Source organism: Clostridium sp. C2-6-12, from assembly GCF_009928485.1.
Classification (GTDB): domain Bacteria; phylum Bacillota; class Clostridia; order Clostridiales; family Clostridiaceae; genus Clostridium.
Genome location: NZ_JAABNP010000028.1, coordinates 21,871 through 48,692 on the forward strand (window position 1 = coordinate 21,871; position 26,822 = coordinate 48,692).

Sequence of the window (26,822 nt, forward strand, 5' to 3'; positions counted from 1 at the left end):
CATTCCTCCTTTCTATAATGTTTTTAATGCAGATTGTATATTTTTTAGAGTAGCTTTCTTAGAAGATAAGGTATCTTGCATATAATTTTTTAAATCTTGATCATTTACCATATTTATGCTAGCACTTACTTTTTTTATACCTAACATTTCTTGACTTATAAGCTCACGAACTTCAAGAGTTTCATGTGGTGTTAATCCCATATTACTCATACATATCACCTCCTAACTGTAATAGTATTGCACAAAAAAAAGTATAGATGTGTGGCAAATTAAGCCATATATTCAAAAGAAGTACTATGAGAGCATGTGTTTTTGAATCTACTCTTCTATTGTTGCTTAATGCAAATATGATTTTGAAATATATATGATAAATTGTGAGCAAAATAAGATTTTTACTATTTGTTGAGTAATGATTAATTAATATGTTTATTTCAAGGTCGGAAAATTATGTTTAGGTTTACTAGAAAAATATTGTTGTTAAATAAATTGTAAAAAAAGTATAAATAATTGAAAAAGTGGTATATTCCGTGTATAATAAACCTTATGAAGTAATCAATACCATATATAAAAACTGAAAAATTATTTAGCTTAATTGACATATAGGAGGTGATCTTGTGGCATTAAAAGCAATTGAAGAAATTAAGAACTCCGAAATAAAAGCAGAAGAAATAGTAAAAGAAGCAACAACCGCTGCAAAAGAAATGATTCAAAAATCAACAGTAGACGCACAAAAAAAATATGAAGACATTTTACTTAAAGCTAAAGAAAAGGCAGAAAACATTATTAATAAAGCTATTGAAAGTGGTAATAAAGAAGCTAAGCCTATTTTGGATAAGGGTGAAAAGGAAGCAAAGGAAATTAGAAATATATCTGAAAAGAAAATAAATCAAGCTGTAAATTTAGTGGTTGAAAGGATAGTGGGAATTCATGGCAATAGTTAAAATGAATAAGTTCACTTTGTTAGCCTTTGAATCAAAAAAGGAAGAACTTCTTGAAAAGCTACAGGCTTTTTCAAATGCTGAGTTAATTAATTTGCAGGATGAAAATCTTTTGGAAAACAATGAAATTCTTAAGGACTTGACTAAGGAGCAAATTGATTCTGATTTGGCAAAGTGGGAAGAGCAATTAGTAAGAATTAAGCTTACAATAAGTTTTTTAGAAAACTATATGCATAAACAATCTCGGATAAAATCTTTGACTAAAGAAAAGACTTCTTTAACTATGTCAGAACTCAAAGATAAGGTTTTAAATAGCAAGTTAAATGAAGTCTTTGAAAAAATAAGAGAATATGAAGTGTTATTAAATGATTTAGATAAGGAAAAAACAAGGCTTAAGGTAAGTGTTGAGAAATTAACACCTTATGTAGGTTTTAATGCTCCTTTTAGTTCTTTAAAAGAATTGAAGCAGGTTTCATACTTTTTGGGAAGCGTCCCAAGTTTTTATGAGGACAATATTATAAATGATTTAAAAGATTGTTATATAGAAATTATGTCTAAGGATGATAAAGAAACTTATTTTTTTGCATTAGTTTATAAGGAAGATGAAAAAGATGTTTTAGATGTTCTAAGAACTTTTAGTTTTACTCCTTTTAAGTTAGAAGAGGAAGATTCTCCTTTAAAAATAATTCATGACTATAATGAGAGAATAAGTATTATTGATGCAGATAAGTTTATAATAAAAGAACGTTTGGCTGGATATGAAGAAGAAATGAAAATATTGCAGCTAGCTTATGAATATTATAATAATTTAATTATAAGAAAAAATATTAGTAATAATTTGTTGAAAACTGAAAATGTTACTGTAATACAAGGATGGATACCAGAAAGTAAAAATGATGAATTTACAACAATAATTCAAAATATCCTAGAAGAAGAATATTATTTGAATTTTGAAGAGGTTAAAGAAGAAGAAATAGATGATGTTCCTATAAAGCTTGAAAATAATGATTTAAATGAATCATTTGAAGCTGTTACAGGAATGTATAGTCTTCCTAAATATAATGATATAGATCCAACCCCATTTGTAACACCATTTTATTTGACGTTTTTTGGAATGATGGTTGCTGATGCAGGATATGGACTACTGATGTTAATATCAACCTTGGTATCATTAAAATTCTTTAAGCTTGAAGAAAATACTAAGAAGATGGTTAAATTTTTTATGTATTTAAGCTTTCCAACAATTACTTTTGGTTTAATGTATGGATCAGTTTTTGGAGACATAATTAAATTTAATGGCTTAATTGATTCAAGCAAAGACTTTATGACAATATTAGTATTGTCCTTCGTATTTGGTATTATTCAAATATTTTTTGGTATGGGAATAAAAGCTGTTTTATTAATAAGAATGGGAAAGCCATTAGAAGCTTTTATGGATGTAGGCTCTTGGGTTATAACTTTATTATCTTTTGGAGGAATTGGAGCAGGAACAATGCTGAACATTCCTGTGCTAAAGACAATATGTACTTTTTCTGCAATAGTTGGAGCACTTCTCATTGTATTTACTCAGGGAAGATCAGCTAAGACAGTGGGCGGTAAAATTGGACAAGGATTATATCAATTATATGGTATTACAAGTTATCTTGGTGATTTGGTATCATATGCAAGACTTATGGCTATAGGCCTTTCAGGAGGTTCTATTGCAGGTGCAATTAATATGATTATTAAAATGCTCCCAGCACCAATTGGATTATTTGTTATAGGACCGATATTATTTGTAATATTTCAAACAGTAAATTTATTATTATCATTATTAAGTGGATATGTTCATAGTTTGAGACTTACTTATGTAGAATATTTTTCGAAGTTTTATGATGGCGGCGGCAAACCATTTAAGCCATTTGAAACCCAAACTAAGTATATTAATTTAAAGAGAGATTAGGAGGAAATTTAAGATGGAAATGACATGGATACAATTTCTTATTGATAACAATGGAGGATTTATTTTAGGGGCGTTAGGAGTGGCATTAGCTGCTGGAATGTCAGGAATAGGCTCGGCTAAAGGTGTGGGGATAGCTGGAGAAGCTGCAGCAGGCTTATTATCGGAACAACCTGAAAAATTTAGTAAAGCATTAATTCTTCAATTATTACCTGGTACACAAGGTCTTTACGGTTTTGTAATTGGATTATTAGTACTTCGTCAATTAAAACCAGAAACAACACTTGCACAAGGTGTATATTTATTATTTGCTTGTTTACCAATAGCAATTGTTGGATTATGGTCAGCAATAGCACAAGGTAAAACGTCTGCAGCAGGTATGCAGATTTTGGCTAAAAAGCCAGAACAAAATACTAAAGGAATACTTCTAGCTGCAATGGTTGAAACATATGCAATATTAGCATTCGTTGTATCATTCTTATTAGTAAATTCAGTATTTAAATAAGAATAGGATGTGAAAATAATGGCTAGTATAAATAATTTAACTTCTAAGATTATTAAAGATGCAGAAGATAAGAAGGAAGTTATACTATCAGAGGCTGAAAAGGAAAGTAAGAAAATATTTAACAAAAAAGTAGAAGAAGCAAAAGCAGCTGAAAAGATTATTATAGAAAAAGCTGAAAGAGAAGCTGGTTCAAGAAAGGAAAGAATAATTTCAAATGCACACCTTAAAAGTAGAAATGAGAAATTAAAAGCAAAGCAGGAGATTATAAGCGAAGTATTTGAAGAAGCCATAAAATCTCTTTGCAATTTGAGGGAAGAAGATTTTGTTGACTTTGTTAAAAAATTTACTTTGAATAGCAGAATTACAGGAGAACAAAAAATTATTTTAAATAATGAAGGGAAAAAAATTATTTCTAATGAGATATTATCTGAAATAAATGAAGAGCTTAAACCAAAAGCAAGTATAATTTTTAGTGAAGAAACTAGAAATTTTAAAGGTGGATTTATCTTAGAGAAAGATGGTATTGAAATAAATAATACTTTTGAAGCTTTGGTTAATTCTCTAAAGGATGATTTAAGCCTGGAAGTTGCAAGAGATCTTTTTTAGTTAAGGAGGTTAACTAATGGATAAAATGATATTTAATCAGGTTATACCAAGAATCAGAGTATATGAAACAAAACTCCTTGATAAATCAAAATTGGATAGGATGATAGAGTCAAGTTCTGCTGAAGAAGCTTTGAAGGTACTTCAGGAAACTGAGTATGGAAGTCTTGTTTCCAGTATTAAAAGAGCAGATGAGTATGAGATTATATTAAGTGAAGTGTTAAATAGATTATTTAACTTAATGTATGAAATAAGTCCCGTAAAAGCTCTTGTTGATTTAATGAGTATTAAATATGATTACCAAAATATAAAAGTGATTTTAAAAGGAATATTTCTTAAAGAAGATTTATCACATTTAATAATATCTGTTGGAAGTCTAAATACTTTAAAGTTGAAAGAATTAATAGAAAATAAAGATTTAAGTGATTTTCCGGAAGTGATAAGAGAGGGGATAAATGAGTCCATATCTACCTTTGAAACTACAAAAGATCCTCAAACAATTGATATTATATTAGATAAATATATGTTTAAATCATTACTACATATTAAAGATGAAATAAAAGATTCTTTTATAAATAAATATGTAACAGCATTAATTGATTCTACAAATTTAAAAACACTTTTAAGAGTAAAAAAACAAAATAAAGATAGAGAATTTTTAGATTCTGTTATCATTGAAGGCGGTCTCATAGATAAAGATAAAATACTAAGTATGCTTAATGACGATGCCGAAAATATATATGGGAAAATTTCCACTAGCAGTTATTCAGAATTTATTAAAAGCGGTCTAGAGTATTATTCTAAAACTGGTTCAGTTAGCCTATTAGAAAAATTAATTGACAATTATATAATGCACCTAATGAAGGATGCAAAAATAATTCCTTTTGGTGTAGAGCCATTACTTGCTTATATTTATGCTAAGGAAACAGAAATAAAGATTATAAGAATTATAATGGTTAGTAAAATCAATAATATTTCTGGAGAATTAGTTAGAGAAAGGCTGCGTGATATTTATGTTTAAGAAAATAGGTGTAGTTGGAGATAAAGATTCAGTTTTAGCCTTTAAAGCTTTAGGAATAGATGTGTTTCCAGTTAATCACAGTGACGAAGCAAGAAAGACAATAGATAAATTAGCTATGAATGACTATGCAGTTATATTTGTTACTGAACAGGTAGCTCAAGGAATAGAGGAAACTATAGAAAGATATACAAAACAAATGCTTCCTGCTGTAATACTAATTCCAAGCAATCAAGGAAGCTTAAATATCGGGATGCAAAGAATTAATGATAATGTAGAAAAAGCTGTAGGCGTTAATATTTTGGGCAATTAACAATGAAGAATAAAATTCCTTAAAGGAATTTTTGTAATATATTTAAAGGAAACCAAAGGTTTGCATTCATAGTTGTTAACTGTTAATTGTCAATTGTTAACTGAAAGAAAGGTGGTTGAGAAGTTGAAGACCGGAAAGATAATTAAAGTTTCAGGACCTTTAGTAGTTGCAGAAGGTATGGAAGAAGCAAATATATATGATGTTTGTAAGGTTGGACAAAATGGACTTATAGGTGAAATTATTGAAATGAGGGGAGATAAGGCATCCATTCAGGTTTATGAAGAAACATCAGGAATAGGACCTGGAGATCCAGTTGTAACTACTGGTGAGCCATTAAGTGTAGAGCTTGGCCCGGGGCTTATAGAAGCAATGTTCGATGGAATACAAAGACCATTAAATGCTTTTATGGAGGCAGCTAAATCAAACTTCTTAAAAAAGGGGATTTCGGTTCCATCATTAAATAGAGATAAAAAATGGAAATTTAATAGTATTGTTAAAGCAGGAGATAAAGTAACAGCTGGAGATATTATTGGAGTAGTTCAGGAAACACCAGTTGTTGAACATAAAATTATGATACCAATTGGTATTGAAGGCAAGGTTAAAAAAATTAAGGATGGAGAATTTACTGTTACGGATACAGTTTGTATTATTGAAACATCAAATGGTGAAAATGAAGTAACCTTAATGCAAAAATGGCCAGTAAGAAAAGGCAGGCCTTATACTGCTAAGATTAATCCAGTTGAACCAATGCTTACAGGGCAGAGAGTTATAGATACATTTTTTCCAGTAGCTAAAGGAGGAGCGGCTGCAATTCCTGGTCCATTTGGAGCAGGTAAGACAGTTACTCAGCATCAAATAGCTAAGTGGGGAGATACTGAAATAGTTGTTTATGTTGGCTGCGGAGAACGTGGTAACGAAATGACAGACGTTTTAAATGAATTTCCAGAGCTTATTGATCCCAAAACTGGAGAAAGTTTAATGAAGAGAACGGTTCTTATAGCTAATACTTCAAATATGCCAGTTGCAGCAAGAGAAGCTTCAATATATACAGGGATTACTATAGCTGAATATTTTAGAGATATGGGGTACTCAGTATCCATTATGGCTGACTCAACATCAAGATGGGCAGAAGCTTTGAGAGAAATGTCTGGAAGACTTGAAGAAATGCCGGGAGATGAAGGATATCCAGCATATTTAGGTTCAAGACTTGCTGAATATTATGAAAGAGCTGGAATGGTTAAATGTCTAGGTGATGGAGAAAGAATTGGATCAATTACTGCAATTGGTGCTGTATCACCTCCAGGAGGAGATATTTCAGAGCCAGTTTCACAATCTACTCTTAGAATAGTTAAAGTATTCTGGGGATTAGATGCTGGTCTTGCTTATCAAAGACATTTTCCAGCAATTAACTGGTTAAGCTCATATTCATTATATGAAGGTACTGTTGACAAGTGGATGAATGAAAATGTAGCAGAAGATTTTGGAAAGCTTAGAATAGAAGCAATGACTTTACTTCAAGAGGAAGCAAGTCTTCAGGAAATTGTACGACTTGTTGGTATTGATGCTCTTTCAGAAAAGGACAGGTTAAAGCTTGAAGTAGCTAAATCTATTAGAGAAGATTATTTACAACAAAACAGTTTCCATGATGTTGATACCTATACTTCCTTAAATAAACAATATAAAATGTTAAAGCTTATTATTGAATTTAAGAGGGAAGCTGAAAGAGCATTAGGAGAAGGTGTTTATCTAAGCAGCATATTAAATCTTGAAGATATAAAAGATAGAATTGCAAGAAGTAAATATATAGATGAAAAAGATATAAAGAAGATAGATGAAATTTCTGTGGACTTAAAGTCTGCAATTGAAGAGCTTATAAACGAAGGAGGGTCATTAAATGATTAAAGAATACAAGACAGTAACAGAAGTTGTTGGCCCTTTGATGGTAGTTGAAGGTGTTGAAGGCGTTAAATATGATGAATTAGTAGAAATAGAACTTCAAACTGGAGAAAGACGAAGAGGTAAAGTTCTTGAAATAAATGGCTCAAAGGCTATGGTGCAAATTTTTGAAGGCTCTGCAGGTATTAATTTAAAGAATACAAAAGTCAAATTTTTAGGCAAACCACTTGAAATTGGTGTGTCTGAAGATATGTTAGGAAGAGTTTTTGATGGTATGGGAAGATCTAAAGACAATGGCCCTGATATAATACCTGAAAAAAGATTAGATATAAATGGTGAAGCTATTAATCCTGTAGCTAGAGATTATCCCTCAGAATTTATTCAAACAGGAGTTTCTGCTATTGATGGTCTTAATACCTTAGTAAGAGGCCAAAAGTTACCTGTTTTCTCAGGAGCAGGACTTCCACATGCGGCTCTTGCAGCACAAATAGCAAGACAAGCTAAAGTTTTAAATTCAGATTTTAAATTTGCCGTTGTTTTTGCAGCTATAGGTATTACCTTTGAAGAAGCTCAATTTTTCGTAGATGAATTTAAGGAAACAGGAGCTATAGATAGATCAGTTTTATTTATGAATCTTGCATCTGATCCTGCCATTGAAAGAATAGCAACCCCAAGAATGGCGCTTACAACTGCAGAATATTTAGCATACGAACTTGGAATGCATGTGCTTGTTATAATGACAGATATAACAAATTACGCAGAAGCTTTAAGAGAAATTTCAGCAGCAAGAAAAGAAGTTCCAGGAAGGCGTGGATATCCAGGATACTTATATACTGACCTTTCAACTTTATATGAAAGAGCAGGAAGAATTAGAGGAAAAGCTGGCTCAATTACTCAAATTCCAATACTGACAATGCCTGAAGACGATAAAACTCACCCTATTCCAGATTTGACTGGATACATTACAGAAGGTCAGATAATACTTTCAAGAGAATTATATAAGAAGGGTGTTACACCACCTATAGATGTACTTCCATCCCTTTCGAGACTTAAAGATAAAGGGATTGGAAAAGGTAAGACAAGGGAAGATCATGCAGATACTATGAATCAGTTATTTTCAGCATACTCTCAAGGTAAACAGGCAAAAGAACTATCAGCTATACTTGGAGAATCAGCTTTAAGTGATACGGATAAAAAGCTTGCTAGATTTGCAGAAGCTTTTGAAGAAAAATATGTATCACAAGGATTTGATGCTAATAGAACAATTGAAGAAACTTTAAATTTGGGATGGGAATTATTAAAGATGATCCCAAGATCAGAGCTTAAGAGAATTAGAGATGAATACCTTGAAAAATATATGCCAAGAGAGGAAGCGTAGCTTATGGCAAAGTTAAATGTCAATCCTACCAGGATGGAACTCTCTAAGCTAAAAAAAACCTTAGCAACGTCAACTAGAAGTCATAAACTTTTAAAGGATAAGCAGGATGAATTAATGAGGCAGTTTATTATTCTTGTTAAAGAAAACAATAAACTTAGAAAAGAAGTAGAAGAAAAACTTCAAAGTTCATTAAAAGATTTTGTTATGGCAAGAGCTGTAATGAGTTCAGAGTTTTTAGAAGAAGCAATTGCTTATCCCAAAGAACATATTTCAGTGGAAGTTGCAGAAAAAAATATAATGAGCGTATCTGTTCCGGTAATGAACTTTAAAAGACAGCTTGAGGGAGATGAAGGGAGTATATATCCTTATGGATTTGCTAACACTTCTTCTGAACTTGATGATACACTTTCTAAGCTTTATGGAATTCTTCCACAGCTTTTAAAGCTTGCCGAAGTAGAAAAAGCTTGTCAGCTTATGGCTGATGAAATTGAAAAGACTAGAAGAAGAGTTAATGCTCTTGAATATAGAACTATTCCAGATTTAGAAGAAACCATAAAATACATTAGAATGAGATTAGATGAAAATGAAAGAGCTTCTATAACAAGATTAATGAAGGTCAAAAGCATGATTGAACAAAGAGGTTAAGTTATTAATCAATTAGATGAAATAATAATAGACCAGTTAGGATATAATTTATATCTCTGGTCTATTTTTAATGTATATCAAAAATATTGTTATAGATTTATTAGTTCAAATGATTTTATGATGGCATTATATTTTGTGTTCTAAGCTTAATAATTTTGTAATTGATATAAAATATCTTTAATAGTATAATCTAATAGTGAGTTAATCGAAGTGGAAGACTTGGATATAATTTACTGAAATAGACTGAATAAACTAAGGAGCAGGAATGATGAATTATATATTAGCAATGGTAGTTTCACTTATAATTGCACTAATTACCATGCCATTTCTTATGAAACTAGCTAGTAAGTTACATTTTACAGATAAACCTAATAAGCGTAAGCAGCATAAAAAGCCAACACCTCTATGTGGAGGAATTGCTTTATATATAGGATTTTTTATTTCATATTTTATATTTAAAAGAGAAAATTTTAATCAACAGATAACAATATTTATAGCAGCAACAATGATAGTGTTAATTGGATTAATTGATGACTGGTATAAAACAAAAGGAAAGGAATTTCCTATATTACCTAGATTAGTTGTTCAGATATTTTCGGCAATTCTGGTGTTTAATGCAGACATTGCATTTAAAGGTTTTACTAATCCTATTTCGGGAGTTTTCATAGAATTAAATCCAACAATACAATTTTTGCTTACAATCACATGGATATTTGGAGTTACTACTGTAATAAACTGGTCAGATGGAATGGATGGTCTGGCAGGAGGGTTATCATTAATATCAGCAGCAACTTTCTTTTTTGCAGCAATAATATTAGGTCAACCTGAATCAGCATTAGTTTCTATAATACTAGCAGGTGCCATTTTAGGATTTCTTTATTATAATAAATACCCTGCAAAAGTATTTATGGGTGATTCGGGAGCAAACTTTTTAGGCTTTATTTTAAGTATTACAGCATTAGAGGGTGCATTTAAGCAAGCTACAGTATTTAGTTTAGTTATACCAATACTTGCTTTAGCTGTACCTATATTCGATAATTTATTTGTTATTTTTAAGAGATTTACAGAAGGAAAGCCAGTATATCAAGCAGATAGAAGTCAAATACACTTTAGACTTGAAGAAAAAGGCTTTTCAACTGTTCAGATTATAAATTATATAATGGTGATTAGTTTTACTTTTAGTGCAATTTCCATAGTTTTGCTGTTACTAAGAGATAAGTAGATAAGTGAGAGTCCAAATCTTGCATTTGGATACTCGAACTTAGCTAATAACCGAAGGGCATTAGCTTCATATAAGAATGATTTTGTGTGAATCACTTACTTAGGGAACGAACGTGAGTCGAGTTTCTATGCAAAATTCTTTACAAAAAAGTTTTTATAATATATAATGAATTAAATATTATACTTATCAAGAGTGGTGGAGGGACTGGCCCGATGAAACCCAGCAACCGATGTATTCCTAAAGGATATATAAGGTGCTAAATCCTGCAGTGTAAGAACTGATAGATAAGGTGTTTAAGAGCTTTTAAGCCTAAAGGAAATACCTTTAGGCTTTTTTTTATAAGCTATATGAGTGATATTAAGTTATATCATACAAAAATTATTTAATAAAATGGAGGAATAATTAATATGGGTTAAGACTTGACATCTATAAAGCAATAAGCTGATAATTTATTAAACTGTTACGGTTAAGAGCAATAACAAATATAGAAAAGTGTTAAATAATAAGTATCAAAGAGAAAGTAGATTTGAAGAAAATTCACTTAAACTATTAGTTCTTAACTCATAACTGAATTGGGGGTGCGTATATGGAAAACTTTGAACTTGAGATAAACAAAGATGAAGTACTAAGATATTTAGGTCATAAAGGCCAAGATATAGATGAAACTTTATTAAATACAATTGATGAATGTAGAGACGAAGTGAAAAGAATAATCCAACCAAGAGTAGTATATACATATAAAAATATAAAACCAGTTGATGAGGGAGTAGAAGTTATTACTACAAACTTAATTTTAAAGGGAAATGACATAAGAGAGCATTTAAAGAATTCAACAGAATGTGTATTAATGGCAGTAACCTTAGGAAACGAAATAGAAAGAAAAACGCGGCTATATGAAAAAACAAATTTAACAAAGGCACTTATTTTAGATGCTTGTGCTACAACAGCAGTAGAAGAAGTGTGTGATATAGTAGAAAATGGTGTTAAGGAAAAAGCAATTTCAAATGGAATGAATATAACATTTAGGTATAGTCCAGGATATGGAGATTTACCGTTAGATGTTCAAAATAGCTTTTTAAGAGCATTAGATGCTGGCAAGAAAATAGGGCTTACAGTATCAGAAAATAATTTATTATTTCCTAGAAAGTCTGTTACGGCTATAATAGGAATAGTGAATAATGGAAAAGAAAAGAAAAGAAAGAGCTGCAAAGAATGTAGTAATTATGAAAATTGCAGTTTTAGGAGAGAGGGAGAAAGTTGTGGGGCTTAAAGAATATATAAAAGACAACATTTTGATTTTTGATGGAGCAATGGGGACTATACTTCAAAAGAAAGGCTTAAAGCTTGGTGAAAATCCAGAAGTTTTGAATTTAAAGGAACCCAATATAATAGAAGAAATTCATAGAGAATATATAGAAAGTGGAGCTAATGTAATATCTACAAATACATTTGGAGCTAATGAGCTAAAATTAAAGCTTTGTAATTTAGAAGTTGAAGAGGTTGTTGATTCAGCAATACAAATAGCTAAAAAAGCAAAAGGAAGCAGTAATACATATATTGCATTAGATATAGGACCTATAGGAGAATTATTAGAGCCTATGGGAACATTGAGCTTTGACAGAGCTTATGAAATCTTTAAACGTCAAGTGGTTCAAGGAAGTAAGTCAGGTGCAGATATAATTTTACTTGAAACAATGACAGATTTATATGAGCTTAAGGCAGCAGTGCTTGCAGCAAAGGAAAACTCTGATTTACCTGTATTTGCTACAATGACTTTTGAAGAAAATTTAAGAACATTTACAGGCTGCTCTCCAGAAGCTATGGTACTTGTTTTAGAAGGCCTTGGAGTAGATGCTCTTGGAGTTAATTGTTCACTTGGACCAAAACAATTAAAGCCTATAATTGAAGAAATATGCAGTTTAGCTCATATTCCAGTAATGGTTCAGCCTAATGCAGGTCTTCCAACCTTATCAATAGGAAATGAAACAAAATACGATGTTACAAAAGAAGAATTTGCCGATACTTTATGCAGCTTTATTAATTCAGGTGTTAGAGTAATTGGAGGCTGCTGTGGTACAAATCCAGATTATATAAGAGAGTTGGCTGACAGAGTAAAAGATAAAAAGCTTGAGCCTGTAAATAACGAAAGTTATGCAGCAATTTGCACACCATCAAAAGTAGTAAGAATAGATGGAGTTAGAATTATTGGTGAAAGAATTAATCCAACTGGTAAGAAATTATTTAAAGAAGCATTAAAAAATGAAGATTTAGATTATATTTTAAAGCAAGGAATCGAGCAAGTAGAAGCAGGAGCTCCTATTTTAGATGTTAATGTAGGGTTACCTGAAATTGATGAACCTAAAATGATGCGTAAAGTAATAAAAGAAATTCAAGGAATAATGGATACTCCACTTCAAATAGATTCATCAGATATTAATGCCATAGAAACAGGTTTAAGATATTATAATGGAAAGCCTATATTGAATTCAGTAAATGGAGAAGAGAAGGTTTTAGATACAATACTTCCATTAGTAAAAAAATATGGAGCTAGTGTTGTTGGATTAACTTTAGATGATAATGGAATTCCTACTAAAGCTGAACAGAGATTTGCTATAGCAGAAAAGATTGTAAAGAGAGCTGCTGAATATGGTATAAAGAAGGAAGATGTTTTTATCGATTGTTTAGTACTTACTGTATCAGCACAACAAGAAGAGGTTCAGGAAACATTAAAAGCTGTAAGAATGGTAAAGGAAAAATTAGGAGTTAAAACTGTACTTGGAGTTTCAAATATATCTTTTGGGCTTCCAAACAGAGAACTAATAAATGAAACCTTCTTAGCTTTAGCTCTTGCAAATGGATTGGATATGCCTATAATGAATCCAAATGCAGAAGGAATGATGAGAGTCATACATTCTTATAATGTTTTATATAACCATGATAAGAATGCTGAAGTATACATTAGTAATTATGCAAATGTTGATTTAAAGAGTACTGTTACTGTTAAAAATGGCAATAATTCTAATGGCAGTAATGATTCAAATAGTGAACATGATCTGAAATATATTGTAATAAAAGGTCTAAAAGAGGAAGCTAAACAGGCTACAATAGATCTTTTAGCTGATCATGAAGAACTTGAAATAGTTAATAAATATTTAATCCCTGCCTTAGATGAAGTGGGGTATAAATATGAAAAAGGTGAATTGTTCCTGCCTCAATTAATACAGGCTGCTGAAACTGTAAAAAATGCTTTTGAGGTATTAAAAGCACAAATAGCTAAGAGTAATTCGAAGTCAATTTCAAAAGGTAAGATTATAGTTGCAACTGTAAAAGGTGATATTCATGACATAGGAAAAAATATAGTTAAGGTTATTTTAGAGAACTATGGCTATGAAATGATAGATTTAGGAAAAGATGTTCCTATTGAAACAGTAGTAGAAGAGGCTAAAAGGCATAAGGTTTCCTTAATTGGATTAAGTGCTCTTATGACGACTACAGTTAGAAGTATGGAAGAAACCATAAAAGCACTAAAGGAAGATGGCTATAAAGGTAAAATTTTTGTAGGAGGGGCTGTTGTGACGGCTGATTCTGCAGAAAGAATAGGAGCTGATTTCTATGCTAAGGATGCAAAAGAATCAGTTGAAATAGCTAAAAAAGTATTAGGATAATAGCGTAAAATCTTGTAAGAATAAAATAATATGCTTAAGGAAGAGAGTGCGTGAGCATTCTCTTTCTTTACTGGAATTTTACAATTTATAGTATTGTGTTATAATAATATTTGGTTTTGGACAAGCAGTATATAGATGCAGTAATTTTTGTAGAAAAGAGGATCAATATGAAACAGGAACGATTACGTGAAATAGATATTTTAAGGGCTATAGCTTTTATTTTTGTTGTAGTTCAGCATACTTTAGGGGGATATTCAAATATTGAAGGGATTCCATATAACAGTTATATTGTTATGAAAATAATTTATATAATGGCTACTCCTGCAGTACCAATTTTTCTATTTATAAGTGCAGTTGCATTATTTTATTCACACTCTAAAAAGTTAGATTATAAAAGTTATTATTTAAAAAGGATAAAATATATACTTATACCATATATAATATGGTCTGCAATAAATATGATAGAACTTGGGAATGAAGATAGATTCAAAGATTTTGTAACTGAAGTCATTGGAGGAAATGGTGGATTTCATCTTTGGTATATGGGAATGGTAATAAGAATATTTCTATATTTTCCTATTATTCTTTGGTTAGTTAAGAAAGTTCATTCGTTGAAAGTTAAGTTTAGAATTGGAATTTTTATTTTATTATCTGGTATTTATTATGAAGTTTTGAAATTTCAAGGGGATATTTCAGATAATATGGGAAAACTAATATTTGGGATTCCAACAGAGATACAACAAAGAATTATAGATATATCGCCATTGTTTTGGTATTTATATTTTTTAATTGGTATTTGTTTTATTTTAAATTATGATTACTTAAAGAAAAAAATTATAAAACACAAAATTATCATTTTAGTAAGCTACGCATTTTTACTTTCATATGCTTTTTTTAATGAAATAGGGAAAATTGATTCTATAAAAGGTGCTTATTTGCTATATATGATATTTTCAATAATTGTATTTTACCTAGCAGCTGTAAAATTGGTAGAAAAAGATATTATTTATAGGATGGTTAAAATTATAGGAGATTATTCATTTGGTGCATATATGGCACACATTATTGTAGTTAATTATGTATCAAATCAAATTATTATTGAATTTAATACTAGAAATTATCTGTTCATAGGTACATTAACTTTAATAATAACTGTAATAGTAACTCCTCTACTAATGAAGATGATAAGTTATATTCCTTTTTCAGAATATTTAACAGGTGCTAAAAGATCTCATTTAAATTTAAAAACAATAGTGGATTATAAAGAAAATTTGGCAGAAAAAAATATTAAAACAAATTACTTGCTAAAAAAGTTTATAAAGCAATAGAAAGTAATTAAATTAATCTACAAGAGCCCTGAAATAAACGGAGTAATCAATATTTACTTCATTTATTTCAGGGCTCTTATTTACAATATTATAATAAATCTATTATATCTAAATCATCAGGCATATAGATTTTACCATTAAACTCTTCTTGTCCTTCTTTTATGTAAAGCTCTTTTCTGTTTGCTAAATTCTTATCTTCTGTATGATATAAAATAACATTTTTAACATTTAATTCCCTTGCATTTTTACAAGCATCTTTTGCAGTAGCATGGTGCTTTTCGTAAGGCTTGAATATTTCTTTTTGAGAATAAAGACAAAAAGCTTCATGAAATATATAATCTACATTTTCGCTGTAAGCTTTTATTGTTTCTCTATAAGGTTCATCACCCAAAAATGTCAAGGATTTGCCATTAGTTAAAATTGTTTTAAATCCATGTTGAAGATCTTTTGTGCTTTGTATGTTAAAGAATGTTGTAGCTCTATCAAGAATAATTGCAGTAGAACCATCTTTGATTTCATTAAATACAATTCGTGAATCAAATAAATTTAAGAATTTTTTTTGAAGAACATAAGAACAAATTGTTTTAATTGCATCTATTGAAGTTTTATGACAATAGATATTGAAGCTCCCTGTATATTTACCATTTAATATACTTTGAGCAACAGCACGGATTATCCAAACGCTGCCTAATATGTGATCATTATGATTGTGAGAAATAAACATATTATGTATTTGATTAATAGATATATTTGATTTTTCCAAATTAGTTAAGATAGTATTACCACCACCTGCATCTATAAGAAAATGCTCCTCATCCTTTGATAATGTGAAGCAGGTATTATAACATTTTGTAACCATTGCAGAGCCAGTGCCGAGTATATGTACTTTTTCCATATTTACATCTCCTATTGTATAAAAAATATTTTTCAAATTAAAACCGAAAATTGTATATGTAGAGCATAAAATTTTTATAAAAACAAATTATATTATAAAAGGTATATAGAATAATTACAACAACATAACAATATTTCATTATGATTAAATTCTTTAATTTAGTACATTATAACTTAGTAAGTTGCGTAAAGTTTAAATTCCATGAAGGCATTACTTCTTAATATGAATAAATATCCAATATAAAAAAATATAAAGATATTTACTTGTGAGTATATATAAGATATACTTGTGTATATACAGTTAAAGTTTAAGGAGGAAATAACTAAAATGAATAATAAAATAAAACAAATGGTATATGCAGGATTGCTTACTGCGCTTGCAATAATAATTCCTATTCAATTTGGATTTTTAAAAATTATAATTCCGCCTTTTACAGCTACACTAGCAGCACATGTACCAATGATGTTAGCGATGTTAATATCGCCAGTAGTGGCAGTTGTAGTTGGGGTTGGATCTACGATTGGATTTCTAATATCGGGAACACCTGCACCAGTAGTAGCTAGAGCTGCAACTCATATTGTTGTAGGATATGTGGGAGCACGTATTATTATGAGTAATCAAAGCTACATAAAAGCGGCTATTATTACAGCTCCAATTCATGGTATATTAGAGATGTTGGTAGTGATACCATTTATAGGATTTAATGTGTATCAATTGCTTATTGTAACAGCAGTAGGAAGTATGCTCCATCATGCTGTTGACAGCACAATAGCTTATGCAATAGTTAAAGCAGTAGCAAAAGCAAGAAATAAAGATATTTATAATGTTTTTGGTGAATTTAAAAGTGAAAATCAAGGTTTATTAGTTGAAAATTCTAAAATCTAATATATTGCAAAGCAGAGCTTAATTCTTAAAAAAGATGAATTAAGTTCTTTTTCTGTTTTGAATTAATGGAAAATGTTAAAAAGATATAGACAAAAATGTTAAATATCATATAATAAGGTTAGAATTAATTTAAAAATTGGTTATAGAAAGTTCGGTTATTGCTTAAATTAATTAGAGATCTATAAAGTTAAATGAATTTTAAATAAGCATAAGGCATTTGAAAATAATGTGTCATGCTTAAAATTAAAAAATGAGGTGAACGTTTTGGAAGAAAAAGAGATAATGTCATTTAAAGATGAAGATGGAAATAAGGTTGATTTTGAAGCTATAGCTAAGATTTACTTAGAAGAGCAAGGTTACTTACTATTGTCACCACTAGAAGAAGGCTGCGACGATATGTTTGCTTTTAGAATAGATGTTGATGAAAACGGTAATGAAGAATTAAATCTTGTAGAAGATGACAAGGAATTTGAAGAGATAAAAAAGGAATATAAAAAATTATTATACTAATTATAAGAGGTGAAATTTATGAAGAGTTCAGAGATAATAAGCTATTTAGAAGATAATGATTTAGAAGACATAGAAGAATTAAAACGGAAAAGTGATTATATTGTTTTAAAATTTTACTATGATTTTGATAAAGAAGAAATCAATGCAGCTAAAGCTTATTCAACTGAAGAAAGTGATTTTGAGCCTGAAAGTGATGAGTGGTATAAGGAATATTATCTTCCATATTTAAAAGATATTGCCGTAGATAATGTTGAATCAATATTAGAAGAAATAATGGAAGAATATGAAATTGAAGCTAAATATAAAGAGCTAGGAATGGAAAATGTAGATAGTGATTACTTTAAATTTATAACTATATTTTCAGAGGATTTAACAGATTTAGAAATGGAAGATATATTAAACGATTACTATGAGTAAAAGTACCGGTAAAATCCACTTGAAAATATAAAATGTTATGCTATAATATGATTATAGATTTCCTGAGATGTGCGATAAGCTTATGATATTCAACCTACATTACATTATCGGGATTTACGACAGTATTCATGAATGTCAGGCTTTATTTAAATCACATATTGTGATAAAAGAAGGCAGAAGTGGATTGAGTTTAACCCACCTGCGAGGCGCAGGCTTTGAATATATAGGTGAACGGCATGTTGGGAACTATAATTGAGATCAACACCTCAGTAATGAGGTGCTTTTTTGTTGTATATAAAATAAAAGAATATGAAATTGCAAGCGTGAACTGTACGGTATAGCCTAAAATGTGGAAATTTATATGAAAAGTAAAAACCTAGCTAAAAATTATTTAACTAGGTTCATTAATGAATAGTAAGTTTTTGGAACTTGATAGTGAATTTGTGAAATAATCTTAAATCATTTGAATTAATAAAAATAATGTAAAAGAATATATATTAAGCTGCTACTTCGCTGACTGATTTTGAAGCATGTTGTTTGAGGTCATATGAAGAAAATAATTCTTTTTGATATAAAACAATATACTTGTCCAAATTTTGAGATAAAGTAATCATAAATTTGGTTCTTGGTGAAAAGAATAATAATAAAAGGTTAAGCAAGTGCTTTCTAATGAATATATTACATTTTAGTTTCGAAAATACATATTTTTTCATAATCACACCTCCTGCAAATAGGTTTATTTGTTACTATAAATTTATTATAACCAAGAAAGGAAAAAATGTAAAAATATTTCATATTACAATTAATGACAATAGTTAGCAAAAAGAGTAAATTTACAAGTATATAAGATATTATTCTGAATAATAAGTGTCATCTAAAAACACAAATGGATAAAATTTACAGGCGAATCGTTCGACACAAATCAAATTAAGTAAATGAAGTATGTCGAAAAAATTCGTATTGATTATATTATTTAAAATGGTAAAATTATTGTTAGATGTATAGAAAGGATGAAAAGTAATGGATGTTCAAAATGCTAAAATAGAAGATGTTGTAGAAAAAATTAATTCATTATATAGAATTAGTCAAGAAAGAGAATTAACAGTAGAAGAAAAAGAATTACAGGGAAAACTTAGACAAAGATATATAGATAATGTAAAAAGAAATTTTAAGGCACAGTTAGATGGAATTGAATTAAAAAAAGGGAAAAAGGGATGATAAGAAGTGGGCGTTTCAGTTAAGAAGTTAATAGATGACTTAAATTTAGAAGTTTTAGTAGAAGGTAAAGAAGATGTAGAAATATCCGTTAATGATATAAACAGACCGGGGTTACAGCTGGCTGGATTTTACAATTACTTTGCTCCAGAAAGAATACAAGTTATAGGAAAAGCTGAATGGAGTTTCTTAGATTATATGCAAATAGAATTAAGAAAGAAAAGAGTAAAAAAATATTTCAGCTTTGATATAAATTGTTTAATTATAACAAGAGGTTTAGAGCCTCATCCTGAATTTATTAAGGAAGCCACAAAACATAAAGTTTGGGTAGTAAGAAGTGATTTAGTAACTACACAATTTATAAGTAAAACTACAATATATTTAGCGGATAAACTTGCACCAGAAACTAGATTGCATGGTGTATTATGTGACGTTTCTGGTATAGGTATTTTAATTACTGGAGAAAGTGGAATAGGAAAGAGTGAAACAGCATTAGAACTTATTAAGAGAGGTCATAGACTTATTACAGATGATGCTGTTGACATTAAAGAAATAGATGGACAGTTAATAGGAAGATCACCTAAGATAACTATTGGTATGCTTGAAGTCAGAGGAATTGGAATTATTGATGTAACTACCTTATATGGATTAAGTTCTGTAGTTGAAGAAAAAGAAATAAAATTAGTTATGCACTTTGAACATTGGAAAGATGATAATGACTATGATAGACTAGGAATAGACAATGAATATATGAACATATTAGGGGTAAATGTTAAAAAGCTTACTGTTCCTGTTAGACCAGGTAGAAATATTGCTGTAATTATAGAAGCAGCGGCAGTTAATTATAGACATGCATTAATGTCTAATATTACGCCTGTAGATGTAATAGAAAGCAGAATGAATGATATTAATGAAGCGTAAAAGCTTTAAATAAAAGGAGTGACAGTTATGAAAAATGACAAGAAAGAAATGAGTAAAAATGCATGGAATAAATATAGCTCTAAAGAAGTTGAAGATATATTTAACTTCTGTGAAGGTTATAAAGAATTTATGTCTAAATGCAAAACGGAAAGAGAATGTGTTAATGAAGTAATAGAATTAGCAAAAGCACAAGGATATAAAGATATAGAAGAGTATATTAAACAAAATAAAAAGTTACAGTCTGGAGATAAGGTTTATGCAAATAATAAAGGAAAGACTATTGCTTTATTTATTATAGGAAACGAGCCTATGGAAAAAGGACTAAAAATATTAGGTGCTCATATTGATTCTCCAAGACTAGATTTAAAACAAAATCCATTATATGAAGATAGTGAATTATCATTGCTTGAAACACACTATTATGGTGGAATTAAAAAATATCAATGGGTTACATTACCATTAGCATTACACGGAGTTGTAGTAAAGAAAGATGGAACTGTAATAGATATTTGTATTGGTGAAGAGGATAGTGATCCTGTTGTTGGAGTTTCTGATCTTTTAATTCATTTAGCTGGTGATCAAATGGGTAAAAAAGGTGATAAGGTAGTTGAAGGTGAAGACCTTAACGTATTAGTTGGAAGCATGCCTTTAAAGGATACAGAAAAAGATGCTGTTAAAGCTAATGTTTTAAAACTACTTAAGGAAAAATATGATTTTGAAGAAGAAGATTTCTTATCAGCAGAAATAGAAGTTGTTCCAGCAGGAAAAGCTAGAGATTACGGCTTAGATAGAAGTATGGTTATGGCATATGGACATGATGATAGAGTTTGTTCATACACTTCATTATTGGCTATGTTTGATATAAAAGAAACTGACAAGACTTGCTGTTGTTTATTAGTTGATAAAGAAGAAGTAGGAAGCATTGGCGCTACTGGAATGCAATCTAGATTTTTTGAAAATGTTGTGGCTGAAATTATTGACAGCCTTGAAGGATATTCAGATCTTAAATTTAGAAGATGTCTTTCGAATTCAAAAATGTTATCATCAGATGTAAGTGCAGCTTATGATCCTAATTATCCAGCTGTAATGGAAAAGAAAAATGCAGCCTTCTTTGGAAAAGGTATGGTATTCAACAAATATACTGGAGCTAGAGGAAAATCAGGCTGCAACGATGCAAATGCTGAATATATGGCAGAACTCAGACACATAATGGAAAAACATAATGTTTCAATTCAAACTGCAGAACTTGGAAAAGTTGATGCTGGTGGCGGCGGAACTATTGCATACATTTTAGCTCAATATAACATGGAAGTAATTGATTGTGGTGTTGCTCTTCATAATATGCATGCACCATGGGAAGTTGCTAGTAAAGTTGATATATATGAAACAATGAAAGGGTATAGAGCCTTTTTAATAGAAGCTTAATGAAATAAAAGATATCATAAAATGACTGGATTTTAGTTATTTTATGATATCTTTTGTTATTTGTATAAGTTTTGCATAGTAAAATTCGTAATATAAATTATCCATACATTGATTTATATTGTATTAATTTTACTCAATACTGAAGATAAATTTAAAGCTGAAAGTAAGCTTGATAAGTATTCAGCTGGAAGTTCCATGGAACCAATATCAGTATGACGTGTATCAGTTTCTAGACTGCCGTGAAAATCGGAGCCACAGGAAATTAATAAATTATGTTCTTTTGCAAGATTCACATAATACTCATTTTCTTCTTTTGTATTTTGGCAATAGATACTTTCTATACCATCTAAATCTAAGGATAAAAATTCATTTATGTTAGATTTTTGAATTAACTTTGGATGTGCTAAAAATACTAGGGCATTATATTTTTTTAAAAGAGCAATCCCATCAGAAGTAGATAATTTTAAAGTAGGAACATATGCTTTACATCCTTTTCCAATGAAATTATCAAAAATTTCATCAACAGTATAAGGATATCCACATTTTATGATTTCTCTTGCAATATGAGGTCTAGCAACTGTATCACTAGCATTATTAAGTATTTTTTCAAAGTTAACTTCAATGGTGAATTCTTCTTTAAGTTTATGAACCATTTTTCTTGCCCTAATTACCCTGTGATTTTTAATCTTGTCCAGTTCTTCTGTAAATTCTTTACTTTTATAATCAGCGTTTTTGAAAAAGCCTAATATGTGAATACTTTCATTATTGTGCTGTGTTGATAATTCGATTCCAGGAATTAGTATAATGTTATGTTTAACACTTTCTTCGAGAGCTTCATCTAAACCAGTTAAAGTGTCGTGATCAGTAATAGCTAATACTTTAACATTGTTATTATAAGCTCTTTGAATAACTTCAGCAGGAGATAGGGTTCCGTCCGAAAAGCTGGTATGAATATGAAAATCTGATTTTAGCATATAATAAAACCTCCGACTATGCTGGATTTTAATTCAAAAATTCTAATATATTAAAATAAGCATTAATATATTATTTATAATAAATACACACACAACTATGCGAGAATTAACGTGATTTATTTAAATATTAGAAGTGTAACATTTATTACAATGATTAGTATGGGATTAATAATAGTATAATATCATAAAGAGGTAAAGGAAAGAAATTATTTTATCAAACTTTTCTGTACATTATATAAATAGCAAAAAAATGAAAATTGTTAAACTATAGTAATAAATGTCTATAATTAGATAATATATTGCGAGATTTTTTTGCAAAATATATGTAATATAAAATAGAGTAAATATGATAACAATTACAATGAATTTAACATATGACATATTTAAGTGAAAAATCTTTCTTGTATTTTTAATTATTTTCTAATGGAGAAAAAAAGCCATAGAGAATATGCTTATAAGAAATGAGATAAGGGGTGAATAAGTTGGAAAAGATAGAAAAAGAGGTTTCTAATACGTCTTCTATAAAAAATAACCTTTTTGCTTTAAAAATAGGTTGGGGGATTAGTAAAGCTAGAATAATACACGAATTCATATTAGTATCCTTGGGATATTTTGAATGGATTTTTTTTAGTGCAGTTTTTATGAGGTATATAATTAATGCAATCGAAAATGAAAAAGGTTTTGAATATATATTTCAATTTATTTTAGTTACTTGTGCAATATTTGCTTTAATTGCACTATATAGAAGCTATACTAGCAATGTTATTTTTCCATTAAATGATACTGTAATATATCAGGGGCTTTATGAGAAACTTTATCAAAAGGCAAGGAATGTTGAACTTAACTGTTTTGAAAATCCGGAATTCTACAATAAATATACTATGGCAATTGATGGTTCAGGAGAGAAAATTACAAGTGTTATTAAGAATGTCTGGGGGGTTATTACAGGTGTGGTTGCAACGGTTATTGCTTTTTATTCAATGTATTCAATTGATAAAGTGGCAGTGTTGTTTGTTATTTTTCCGATAATAGGTAATTTCTTCTTTGGTGGTATTTTAAATAAGCTGGAACTAAAAAGATATGAAGAAAATATACCAAATGAAAGAGTGTCTCAATATGTAAATAGGCTCATGTATCTTGCCGAATATGCTAAGGAAATGAGGCTGTCCAATATTTACAAATTGATTATGCAAAAGTATAGGACGTCTGTAGATAGAAGCGTATCTATTGCAGTAAAGTATGCACCTAAGATTATGCCTATAATTGTTTTAAAAGTTGTTTTTACCTTTTCAATAATTTTTGAAGGTGTATTGTTATATGGTTCATATAAAGCAATTGTAGTAAAAAGTATTTCGCTTTCGGAAATGGCTGTTCTTTCAAGCATTATGGTTTCTTCTACGTGGATCTTAATTGGTCTTTTTGATGCAATAGTACAAACTATGAAAAATGGTTTATTTGTTAAAAATCTTCGAAGCTTTATAGAATATAAAGAAGTCATTCCAGAAGACTGGGATGGAATTATTCCAGAAGCTATTATTTCATCAATAGAGTTTCATAATGTAAGTTTTTCATATAAAGGCAAGGAATGTACAATCAAAAACTTGAATTTTTGTATAGAGGGAAATAGTGTAGTAGCTTTAGTAGGTCATAATGGAGCTGGTAAGTCTACTATTATAAAATTACTATTTCGTTTGTATGACCCAACAGAGGGGGAAATTTTTGTGAATGGAAGAAACATTAAGGAATATAATTTGAGGGCATATAGAAAATTGTTTGCTGCTGCATTTCAAGATTATAAAGTTTTTGCACTTCCTATTAAAGACAATATATTAATGGGGTATTCTTGTGAAAATGAAAATGAGATAGTTATAGATGCTTTGAAAAAAGCTGGTGTTTATGACAAGATAGAGACTCTTCCTAATGGTATTAATACCACTTTGACTAAGGAATTTGATGAAAATGGAGCTATACTTTCTGGAGGACAATATCAGAAAATTGCTGTTGCAAGAACCTTTGTTCAGAATTGTCCAATTAAAGTTTATGATGAACCTTCTTCAGCATTAGATCCAATTGCGGAGTATGAGTTGTACGAAAGTATAATGAAGGAAAGCAAGGAGAAAACAATGATATTTATTTCACATCGTCTATCATCTGTACGTAGTGCCGATAAAGTATTCATGCTAGAGCAAGGAAAACTTATTGAACAGGGGACACATGAAGAATTGATGAAGATCAATGGAGTCTATGCAGATATGTATAAAAAACAAGCAATGAATTATCTCGCTTTAGATAATGTTGAGGGGGTAGAGTTATGAAGGAAAAACAATCCTTTAAGCAGGTATTAGATAATAATTTATTTATATTTAAAATATGTTTTTCAGCTGCACCTTTATATATTATTACATATATTATTGATGTGGTGAGAAATCAATTTTTGATTTTTTTTGAACATACCTATGGGATTGGATTTGTATTAGAATCTGTTGAATTTGGAAGACCATTTCGTGAAGTGGCCATATTTATAGTAATTTTATTCTTTTTAATACTTGCAGGAATGATTTATGGTACATTTGCGCAAGAGTTATTTGGAAAAAAAGGATTGCCTAAAATTAAACAAAAGGTAAAGTGTATGCTTTATGAAAAAGCTCAGGAGCTTGATTTAGAATGCTATGATAATCCTGAATATTATAATGAATTTGTTTTAGCTGTTTCTGAAGCGGATAAACAAGTGGACAGGATGTTGGAGCTTTTAAACAAGGTATTTTATGGATTGACAGTATTTATTACAACAGGTGCTTTTTTCATATCAAAAGATTTAGTTTCTGTATTTTTTGTTTTACTTTCATTTTTGAGTTCTTTTACTTTTATGCAGATAATTAATAAGATTAATTATAAGATTCGCTTAGAAAAAAACCCCAATGAAAGAAAAAGATCTTATATTAATAGAGTTTTTTATCTAAATGATTATGCTAAAGAGTTACGATTAAATCCAGATGTTTCAAGTAAGTTGTTTAAGCAATTCAAAGAAGCAAATGATGCAATATATAAAATTGATAAAGCAAATGCTAAAAGAAAATTCATAATTACATTTATTAAAGATTATGTATGCAATGATTTTATTAGTGATGTATTGTATATTACATATTTAGTGTATAAAACAGTAGTATTGCATGCAATTTCCTATAGCAGTGTTGTGATTTTATTTAATTCATTTGGAAGATTAAAATCAAGCCTTCGTGTGATTACAGAAGTTTATCCATATGCTAGTGAAACTAGCTTATATGTTGATAAAATTCGTAATTTTTTAAATTATGAACCAGAGATTGTAAGTGAAAAAATGCTTGGAGTACCAAAGGAGTCAAAGAAAATTGAATTTAACAATGTTTATTTTTCTTACAAGGAGGAAGATGGAAATATTATTAATAATTTAAATATGACAATTCGTCCAAATGAAAAAATTGCACTTGTAGGCTATAATGGAGCAGGTAAAACTACCTTAATAAAATTGATTATGCGTCTGTATGATACTAAAAGTGGAAATATTCTTTTAGATGGAAGAAATATTAAAGACTTTGATGTTAAGGAATATCACAATTATATTGGAACAGTTTTTCAAGATTATAAACTTTATGCAGCAACCTTAAGTGAAAATGTTTTGATGGATAATGTAGAAAATGTTTTTGATGCAGATATTATTAAAGCATTAAATCAAAGCGGCTTTGGAGAAAGGTTTTTAAGTTTAGAACAAGGACTTAATACTCCAATAACCACTGAATTTGATGAAAAAGGATTAGATTTATCTGGTGGAGAAGCTCAAAAGATTGCTATTTCAAGAGCGTTTTATAAAGATTCAGGATTGATTATTTTAGATGAGCCATCTTCAGCTCTTGACCCAATAGCTGAATATCAACTAAATCATTCAATGCTTAAGGCAACTGAAAATAAAACAGTGATTTTTATTTCTCATAGATTATCTACAACGCGTTTGGCAGATAAAATTTTTATGTTAGAAAATGGAAGAATTGTTGAAGCAGGAAGTCATGAGGAGCTTTTGAAACTAAATGGGAAATATGCGGAAATGTGGCGTGTACAAGCAGGACAGTATTTAGCAGTGTAAGTTTTACAAAGAA

25 protein-coding genes, 1 other RNA gene and 1 riboswitch are annotated in these 26,822 nt (G+C 29.7%); of the genes, 22 read left to right on the forward strand and 4 right to left on the reverse strand.

Annotated features, from left to right (window positions below; translation table 11 throughout):
• Nucleotides 1-12: 12 nt before the first annotated feature.
• Entirely contained in the window at nt 13-210 is a 198-nt protein-coding gene (locus tag GXK56_RS19935) for a hypothetical protein (RefSeq protein WP_243156193.1), read from the reverse strand.
• 404 nt (nt 211-614) lie between these two features.
• On the opposite strand from GXK56_RS19935, the gene GXK56_RS19940 reads away from it, so the two are divergent.
• The 13 genes from GXK56_RS19940 to GXK56_RS20000 all read left to right on the forward strand — a co-directional run bounded on the left by GXK56_RS19940 (nt 615) and on the right by GXK56_RS20000 (nt 15,450).
• Nucleotides 615-941 carry an ATPase gene (locus tag GXK56_RS19940; protein ID WP_160690679.1) on the forward strand — a complete coding sequence of 109 codons (327 nt, stop codon included), beginning with the start codon at nt 615-617 and terminating at the stop codon, nt 939-941.
• Nucleotides 928-2,880: a V-type ATP synthase subunit I gene (locus tag GXK56_RS19945; protein WP_160690681.1), complete on the forward strand. Its 1,953-nt coding sequence runs from the start codon at nt 928-930 to the stop codon at nt 2,878-2,880. Before GXK56_RS19940 ends, GXK56_RS19945 begins: the two co-directional genes overlap by 14 nt.
• Nucleotides 2,881-2,893: 13 nt before the next feature.
• The gene (locus tag GXK56_RS19950) at nt 2,894-3,382 is read left to right on the forward strand and encodes a V-type ATP synthase subunit K (RefSeq protein ID WP_160690683.1); all 489 of its coding nucleotides are present in this window, start codon (nt 2,894-2,896) and stop codon (nt 3,380-3,382) included.
• A gap of 18 nt (nt 3,383-3,400) precedes the next feature.
• Entirely contained in the window at nt 3,401-3,988 is a 588-nt protein-coding gene (locus tag GXK56_RS19955) for a V-type ATP synthase subunit E family protein (protein ID WP_160690685.1), read from the forward strand.
• Between the two features lie 16 nt (nt 3,989-4,004).
• Nucleotides 4,005-5,006, forward strand: coding sequence for a V-type ATP synthase subunit C (locus GXK56_RS19960; protein WP_160690687.1), 1,002 nt, complete (start codon nt 4,005-4,007; stop codon nt 5,004-5,006).
• Nucleotides 4,999-5,316, forward strand: coding sequence for a V-type ATP synthase subunit F (locus GXK56_RS19965; RefSeq protein ID WP_160690689.1), 318 nt, complete (start codon nt 4,999-5,001; stop codon nt 5,314-5,316). The genes GXK56_RS19960 and GXK56_RS19965 overlap by 8 nt, the downstream gene beginning before the upstream one ends.
• 123 nt (nt 5,317-5,439) lie before the next feature.
• Nucleotides 5,440-7,218 (forward strand): V-type ATP synthase subunit A, encoded by a 1,779-nt coding sequence (locus GXK56_RS19970; protein WP_160690691.1) that lies wholly within the window; start codon nt 5,440-5,442, stop codon nt 7,216-7,218.
• Nucleotides 7,211-8,590 (forward strand): V-type ATP synthase subunit B, encoded by a 1,380-nt coding sequence (locus GXK56_RS19975; protein WP_160690693.1) that lies wholly within the window; start codon nt 7,211-7,213, stop codon nt 8,588-8,590. The genes GXK56_RS19970 and GXK56_RS19975 overlap by 8 nt, the downstream gene beginning before the upstream one ends.
• Nucleotides 8,591-8,593: 3 nt before the next feature.
• The gene (locus GXK56_RS19980) at nt 8,594-9,235 is read left to right on the forward strand and encodes a V-type ATP synthase subunit D (RefSeq protein ID WP_160690695.1); all 642 of its coding nucleotides are present in this window, start codon (nt 8,594-8,596) and stop codon (nt 9,233-9,235) included.
• Nucleotides 9,236-9,503: 268 nt separating this feature from the next.
• On the forward strand, nt 9,504-10,457 hold the full coding sequence (locus GXK56_RS19985) for an MraY family glycosyltransferase (RefSeq protein WP_160690783.1): 954 nt from the start codon (nt 9,504-9,506) through the stop codon (nt 10,455-10,457).
• 180 nt (nt 10,458-10,637) lie between these two features.
• A riboswitch (SAM riboswitch) is annotated at nt 10,638-10,748 on the forward strand.
• A gap of 295 nt (nt 10,749-11,043) precedes the next feature.
• A complete protein-coding gene (locus GXK56_RS19990) occupies nt 11,044-11,727 on the forward strand; it encodes a methionine synthase (RefSeq protein WP_160690697.1) in 684 nt (227 codons plus the stop codon).
• Entirely contained in the window at nt 11,717-14,122 is a 2,406-nt protein-coding gene (locus GXK56_RS19995) for a homocysteine S-methyltransferase family protein (RefSeq protein WP_160690785.1), read from the forward strand. The genes GXK56_RS19990 and GXK56_RS19995 overlap by 11 nt, the downstream gene beginning before the upstream one ends.
• A 167-nt stretch (nt 14,123-14,289) precedes the next feature.
• Nucleotides 14,290-15,450, forward strand: a complete 1,161-nt coding sequence (locus tag GXK56_RS20000) for an acyltransferase (protein WP_160690699.1) — start codon at nt 14,290-14,292, stop codon at nt 15,448-15,450.
• 88 nt (nt 15,451-15,538) lie between these two features.
• On the opposite strand, the gene GXK56_RS20005 is transcribed toward GXK56_RS20000, so the two are convergent.
• Complete coding sequence (locus GXK56_RS20005; RefSeq protein WP_160690701.1) at nt 15,539-16,345, reverse strand: MBL fold metallo-hydrolase; 807 nt, start codon at nt 16,343-16,345, stop codon at nt 15,539-15,541.
• Nucleotides 16,346-16,672: 327 nt separating this feature from the next.
• Between GXK56_RS20005 and GXK56_RS20010 the strand changes: the two genes are divergently transcribed.
• From GXK56_RS20010 to ssrS, 4 genes are all read left to right on the forward strand, one after another.
• Nucleotides 16,673-17,230, forward strand: a complete 558-nt coding sequence (locus GXK56_RS20010; RefSeq protein WP_160690703.1) for an ECF transporter S component — start codon at nt 16,673-16,675, stop codon at nt 17,228-17,230.
• Between the two features lie 264 nt (nt 17,231-17,494).
• Nucleotides 17,495-17,740, forward strand: coding sequence for a DUF1292 domain-containing protein (locus GXK56_RS20015; RefSeq protein ID WP_160690705.1), 246 nt, complete (start codon nt 17,495-17,497; stop codon nt 17,738-17,740).
• 18 nt (nt 17,741-17,758) lie between these two features.
• Nucleotides 17,759-18,157: a hypothetical protein gene (locus GXK56_RS20020; protein WP_160690707.1), complete on the forward strand. Its 399-nt coding sequence runs from the start codon at nt 17,759-17,761 to the stop codon at nt 18,155-18,157.
• Nucleotides 18,158-18,213: 56 nt separating this feature from the next.
• Nucleotides 18,214-18,407, forward strand: a non-coding RNA gene (gene ssrS, locus GXK56_RS20025) — 6S RNA.
• A gap of 247 nt (nt 18,408-18,654) precedes the next feature.
• Here ssrS and GXK56_RS20030 read toward each other — a convergent pair.
• Nucleotides 18,655-18,870: a hypothetical protein gene (locus tag GXK56_RS20030; RefSeq protein WP_160690709.1), complete on the reverse strand. Its 216-nt coding sequence runs from the start codon at nt 18,868-18,870 to the stop codon at nt 18,655-18,657.
• A 307-nt stretch (nt 18,871-19,177) separates the two neighbouring features.
• Here GXK56_RS20030 and GXK56_RS20035 point away from each other — a divergent pair, with 307 nt between their 5' ends.
• From GXK56_RS20035 to GXK56_RS20045, 3 genes are read left to right on the forward strand one after another with little or no spacing between them, the layout of a single operon-like run.
• On the forward strand, nt 19,178-19,375 hold the full coding sequence (locus GXK56_RS20035) for a DUF896 domain-containing protein (protein ID WP_160690711.1): 198 nt from the start codon (nt 19,178-19,180) through the stop codon (nt 19,373-19,375).
• 6 nt (nt 19,376-19,381) lie between these two features.
• Nucleotides 19,382-20,293, forward strand: a complete 912-nt coding sequence (gene hprK / locus GXK56_RS20040; protein ID WP_160690713.1) for an HPr(Ser) kinase/phosphatase — start codon at nt 19,382-19,384, stop codon at nt 20,291-20,293.
• A 27-nt stretch (nt 20,294-20,320) separates the two neighbouring features.
• Nucleotides 20,321-21,718, forward strand: a complete 1,398-nt coding sequence (locus GXK56_RS20045) for an aminopeptidase (RefSeq protein ID WP_160690715.1) — start codon at nt 20,321-20,323, stop codon at nt 21,716-21,718.
• Between the two features lie 113 nt (nt 21,719-21,831).
• Here the strand turns inward: GXK56_RS20045 and GXK56_RS20050 are convergent, their stop codons facing one another.
• The gene (locus GXK56_RS20050) at nt 21,832-22,692 is read right to left on the reverse strand and encodes a PHP domain-containing protein (RefSeq protein WP_160690717.1); all 861 of its coding nucleotides are present in this window, start codon (nt 22,690-22,692) and stop codon (nt 21,832-21,834) included.
• Between the two features lie 473 nt (nt 22,693-23,165).
• On the opposite strand from GXK56_RS20050, the gene GXK56_RS20055 reads away from it, so the two are divergent.
• The gene (locus tag GXK56_RS20055) at nt 23,166-25,007 is read left to right on the forward strand and encodes an ABC transporter ATP-binding protein (RefSeq protein WP_243156194.1); all 1,842 of its coding nucleotides are present in this window, start codon (nt 23,166-23,168) and stop codon (nt 25,005-25,007) included.
• Entirely contained in the window at nt 25,004-26,809 is a 1,806-nt protein-coding gene (locus tag GXK56_RS20060; protein ID WP_160690721.1) for an ABC transporter ATP-binding protein, read from the forward strand. Before GXK56_RS20055 ends, GXK56_RS20060 begins: the two co-directional genes overlap by 4 nt.
• Nucleotides 26,810-26,822 lie beyond the last annotated feature (13 nt).

Excerpts from the sequence above, each read along its gene's own strand:
- GXK56_RS20000 (WP_160690699.1), top strand. The coding sequence starts at position 14,290 with ATGAAACAGGAACGATTACGTGAAATAGATATTTTAAGGGCTATAGCT.
- GXK56_RS19960 (WP_160690687.1), top strand. The coding sequence starts at position 4,005 with ATGGATAAAATGATATTTAATCAGGTTATACCAAGAATCAGAGTATAT.
- GXK56_RS19965 (WP_160690689.1), top strand. The coding sequence starts at position 4,999 with ATGTTTAAGAAAATAGGTGTAGTTGGAGATAAAGATTCAGTTTTAGCC.
- GXK56_RS19990 (WP_160690697.1), top strand. The coding sequence starts at position 11,044 with ATGGAAAACTTTGAACTTGAGATAAACAAAGATGAAGTACTAAGATAT.
- GXK56_RS20050 (WP_160690717.1), bottom strand. The coding sequence starts at position 22,692 with ATGCTAAAATCAGATTTTCATATTCATACCAGCTTTTCGGACGGAACC.
- GXK56_RS19950 (WP_160690683.1), top strand. The coding sequence starts at position 2,894 with ATGGAAATGACATGGATACAATTTCTTATTGATAACAATGGAGGATTT.
- GXK56_RS20020 (WP_160690707.1), top strand. The coding sequence starts at position 17,759 with ATGAAGAGTTCAGAGATAATAAGCTATTTAGAAGATAATGATTTAGAA.
- GXK56_RS19945 (WP_160690681.1), top strand. The coding sequence starts at position 928 with ATGGCAATAGTTAAAATGAATAAGTTCACTTTGTTAGCCTTTGAATCA.
- GXK56_RS20030 (WP_160690709.1), bottom strand. The coding sequence starts at position 18,870 with ATGAAAAAATATGTATTTTCGAAACTAAAATGTAATATATTCATTAGA.
- GXK56_RS19955 (WP_160690685.1), top strand. The coding sequence starts at position 3,401 with ATGGCTAGTATAAATAATTTAACTTCTAAGATTATTAAAGATGCAGAA.
- GXK56_RS20045 (WP_160690715.1), top strand. The coding sequence starts at position 20,321 with ATGAAAAATGACAAGAAAGAAATGAGTAAAAATGCATGGAATAAATAT.
- GXK56_RS20035 (WP_160690711.1), top strand. The coding sequence starts at position 19,178 with ATGGATGTTCAAAATGCTAAAATAGAAGATGTTGTAGAAAAAATTAAT.
- GXK56_RS20010 (WP_160690703.1), top strand. The coding sequence starts at position 16,673 with ATGAATAATAAAATAAAACAAATGGTATATGCAGGATTGCTTACTGCG.
- GXK56_RS19980 (WP_160690695.1), top strand. The coding sequence starts at position 8,594 with ATGGCAAAGTTAAATGTCAATCCTACCAGGATGGAACTCTCTAAGCTA.
- GXK56_RS20005 (WP_160690701.1), bottom strand. The coding sequence starts at position 16,345 with ATGGAAAAAGTACATATACTCGGCACTGGCTCTGCAATGGTTACAAAA.
- GXK56_RS19935 (WP_243156193.1), bottom strand. The coding sequence starts at position 210 with ATGAGTAATATGGGATTAACACCACATGAAACTCTTGAAGTTCGTGAG.
- GXK56_RS19975 (WP_160690693.1), top strand. The coding sequence starts at position 7,211 with ATGATTAAAGAATACAAGACAGTAACAGAAGTTGTTGGCCCTTTGATG.
- GXK56_RS20060 (WP_160690721.1), top strand. The coding sequence starts at position 25,004 with ATGAAGGAAAAACAATCCTTTAAGCAGGTATTAGATAATAATTTATTT.
- GXK56_RS19985 (WP_160690783.1), top strand. The coding sequence starts at position 9,504 with ATGAATTATATATTAGCAATGGTAGTTTCACTTATAATTGCACTAATT.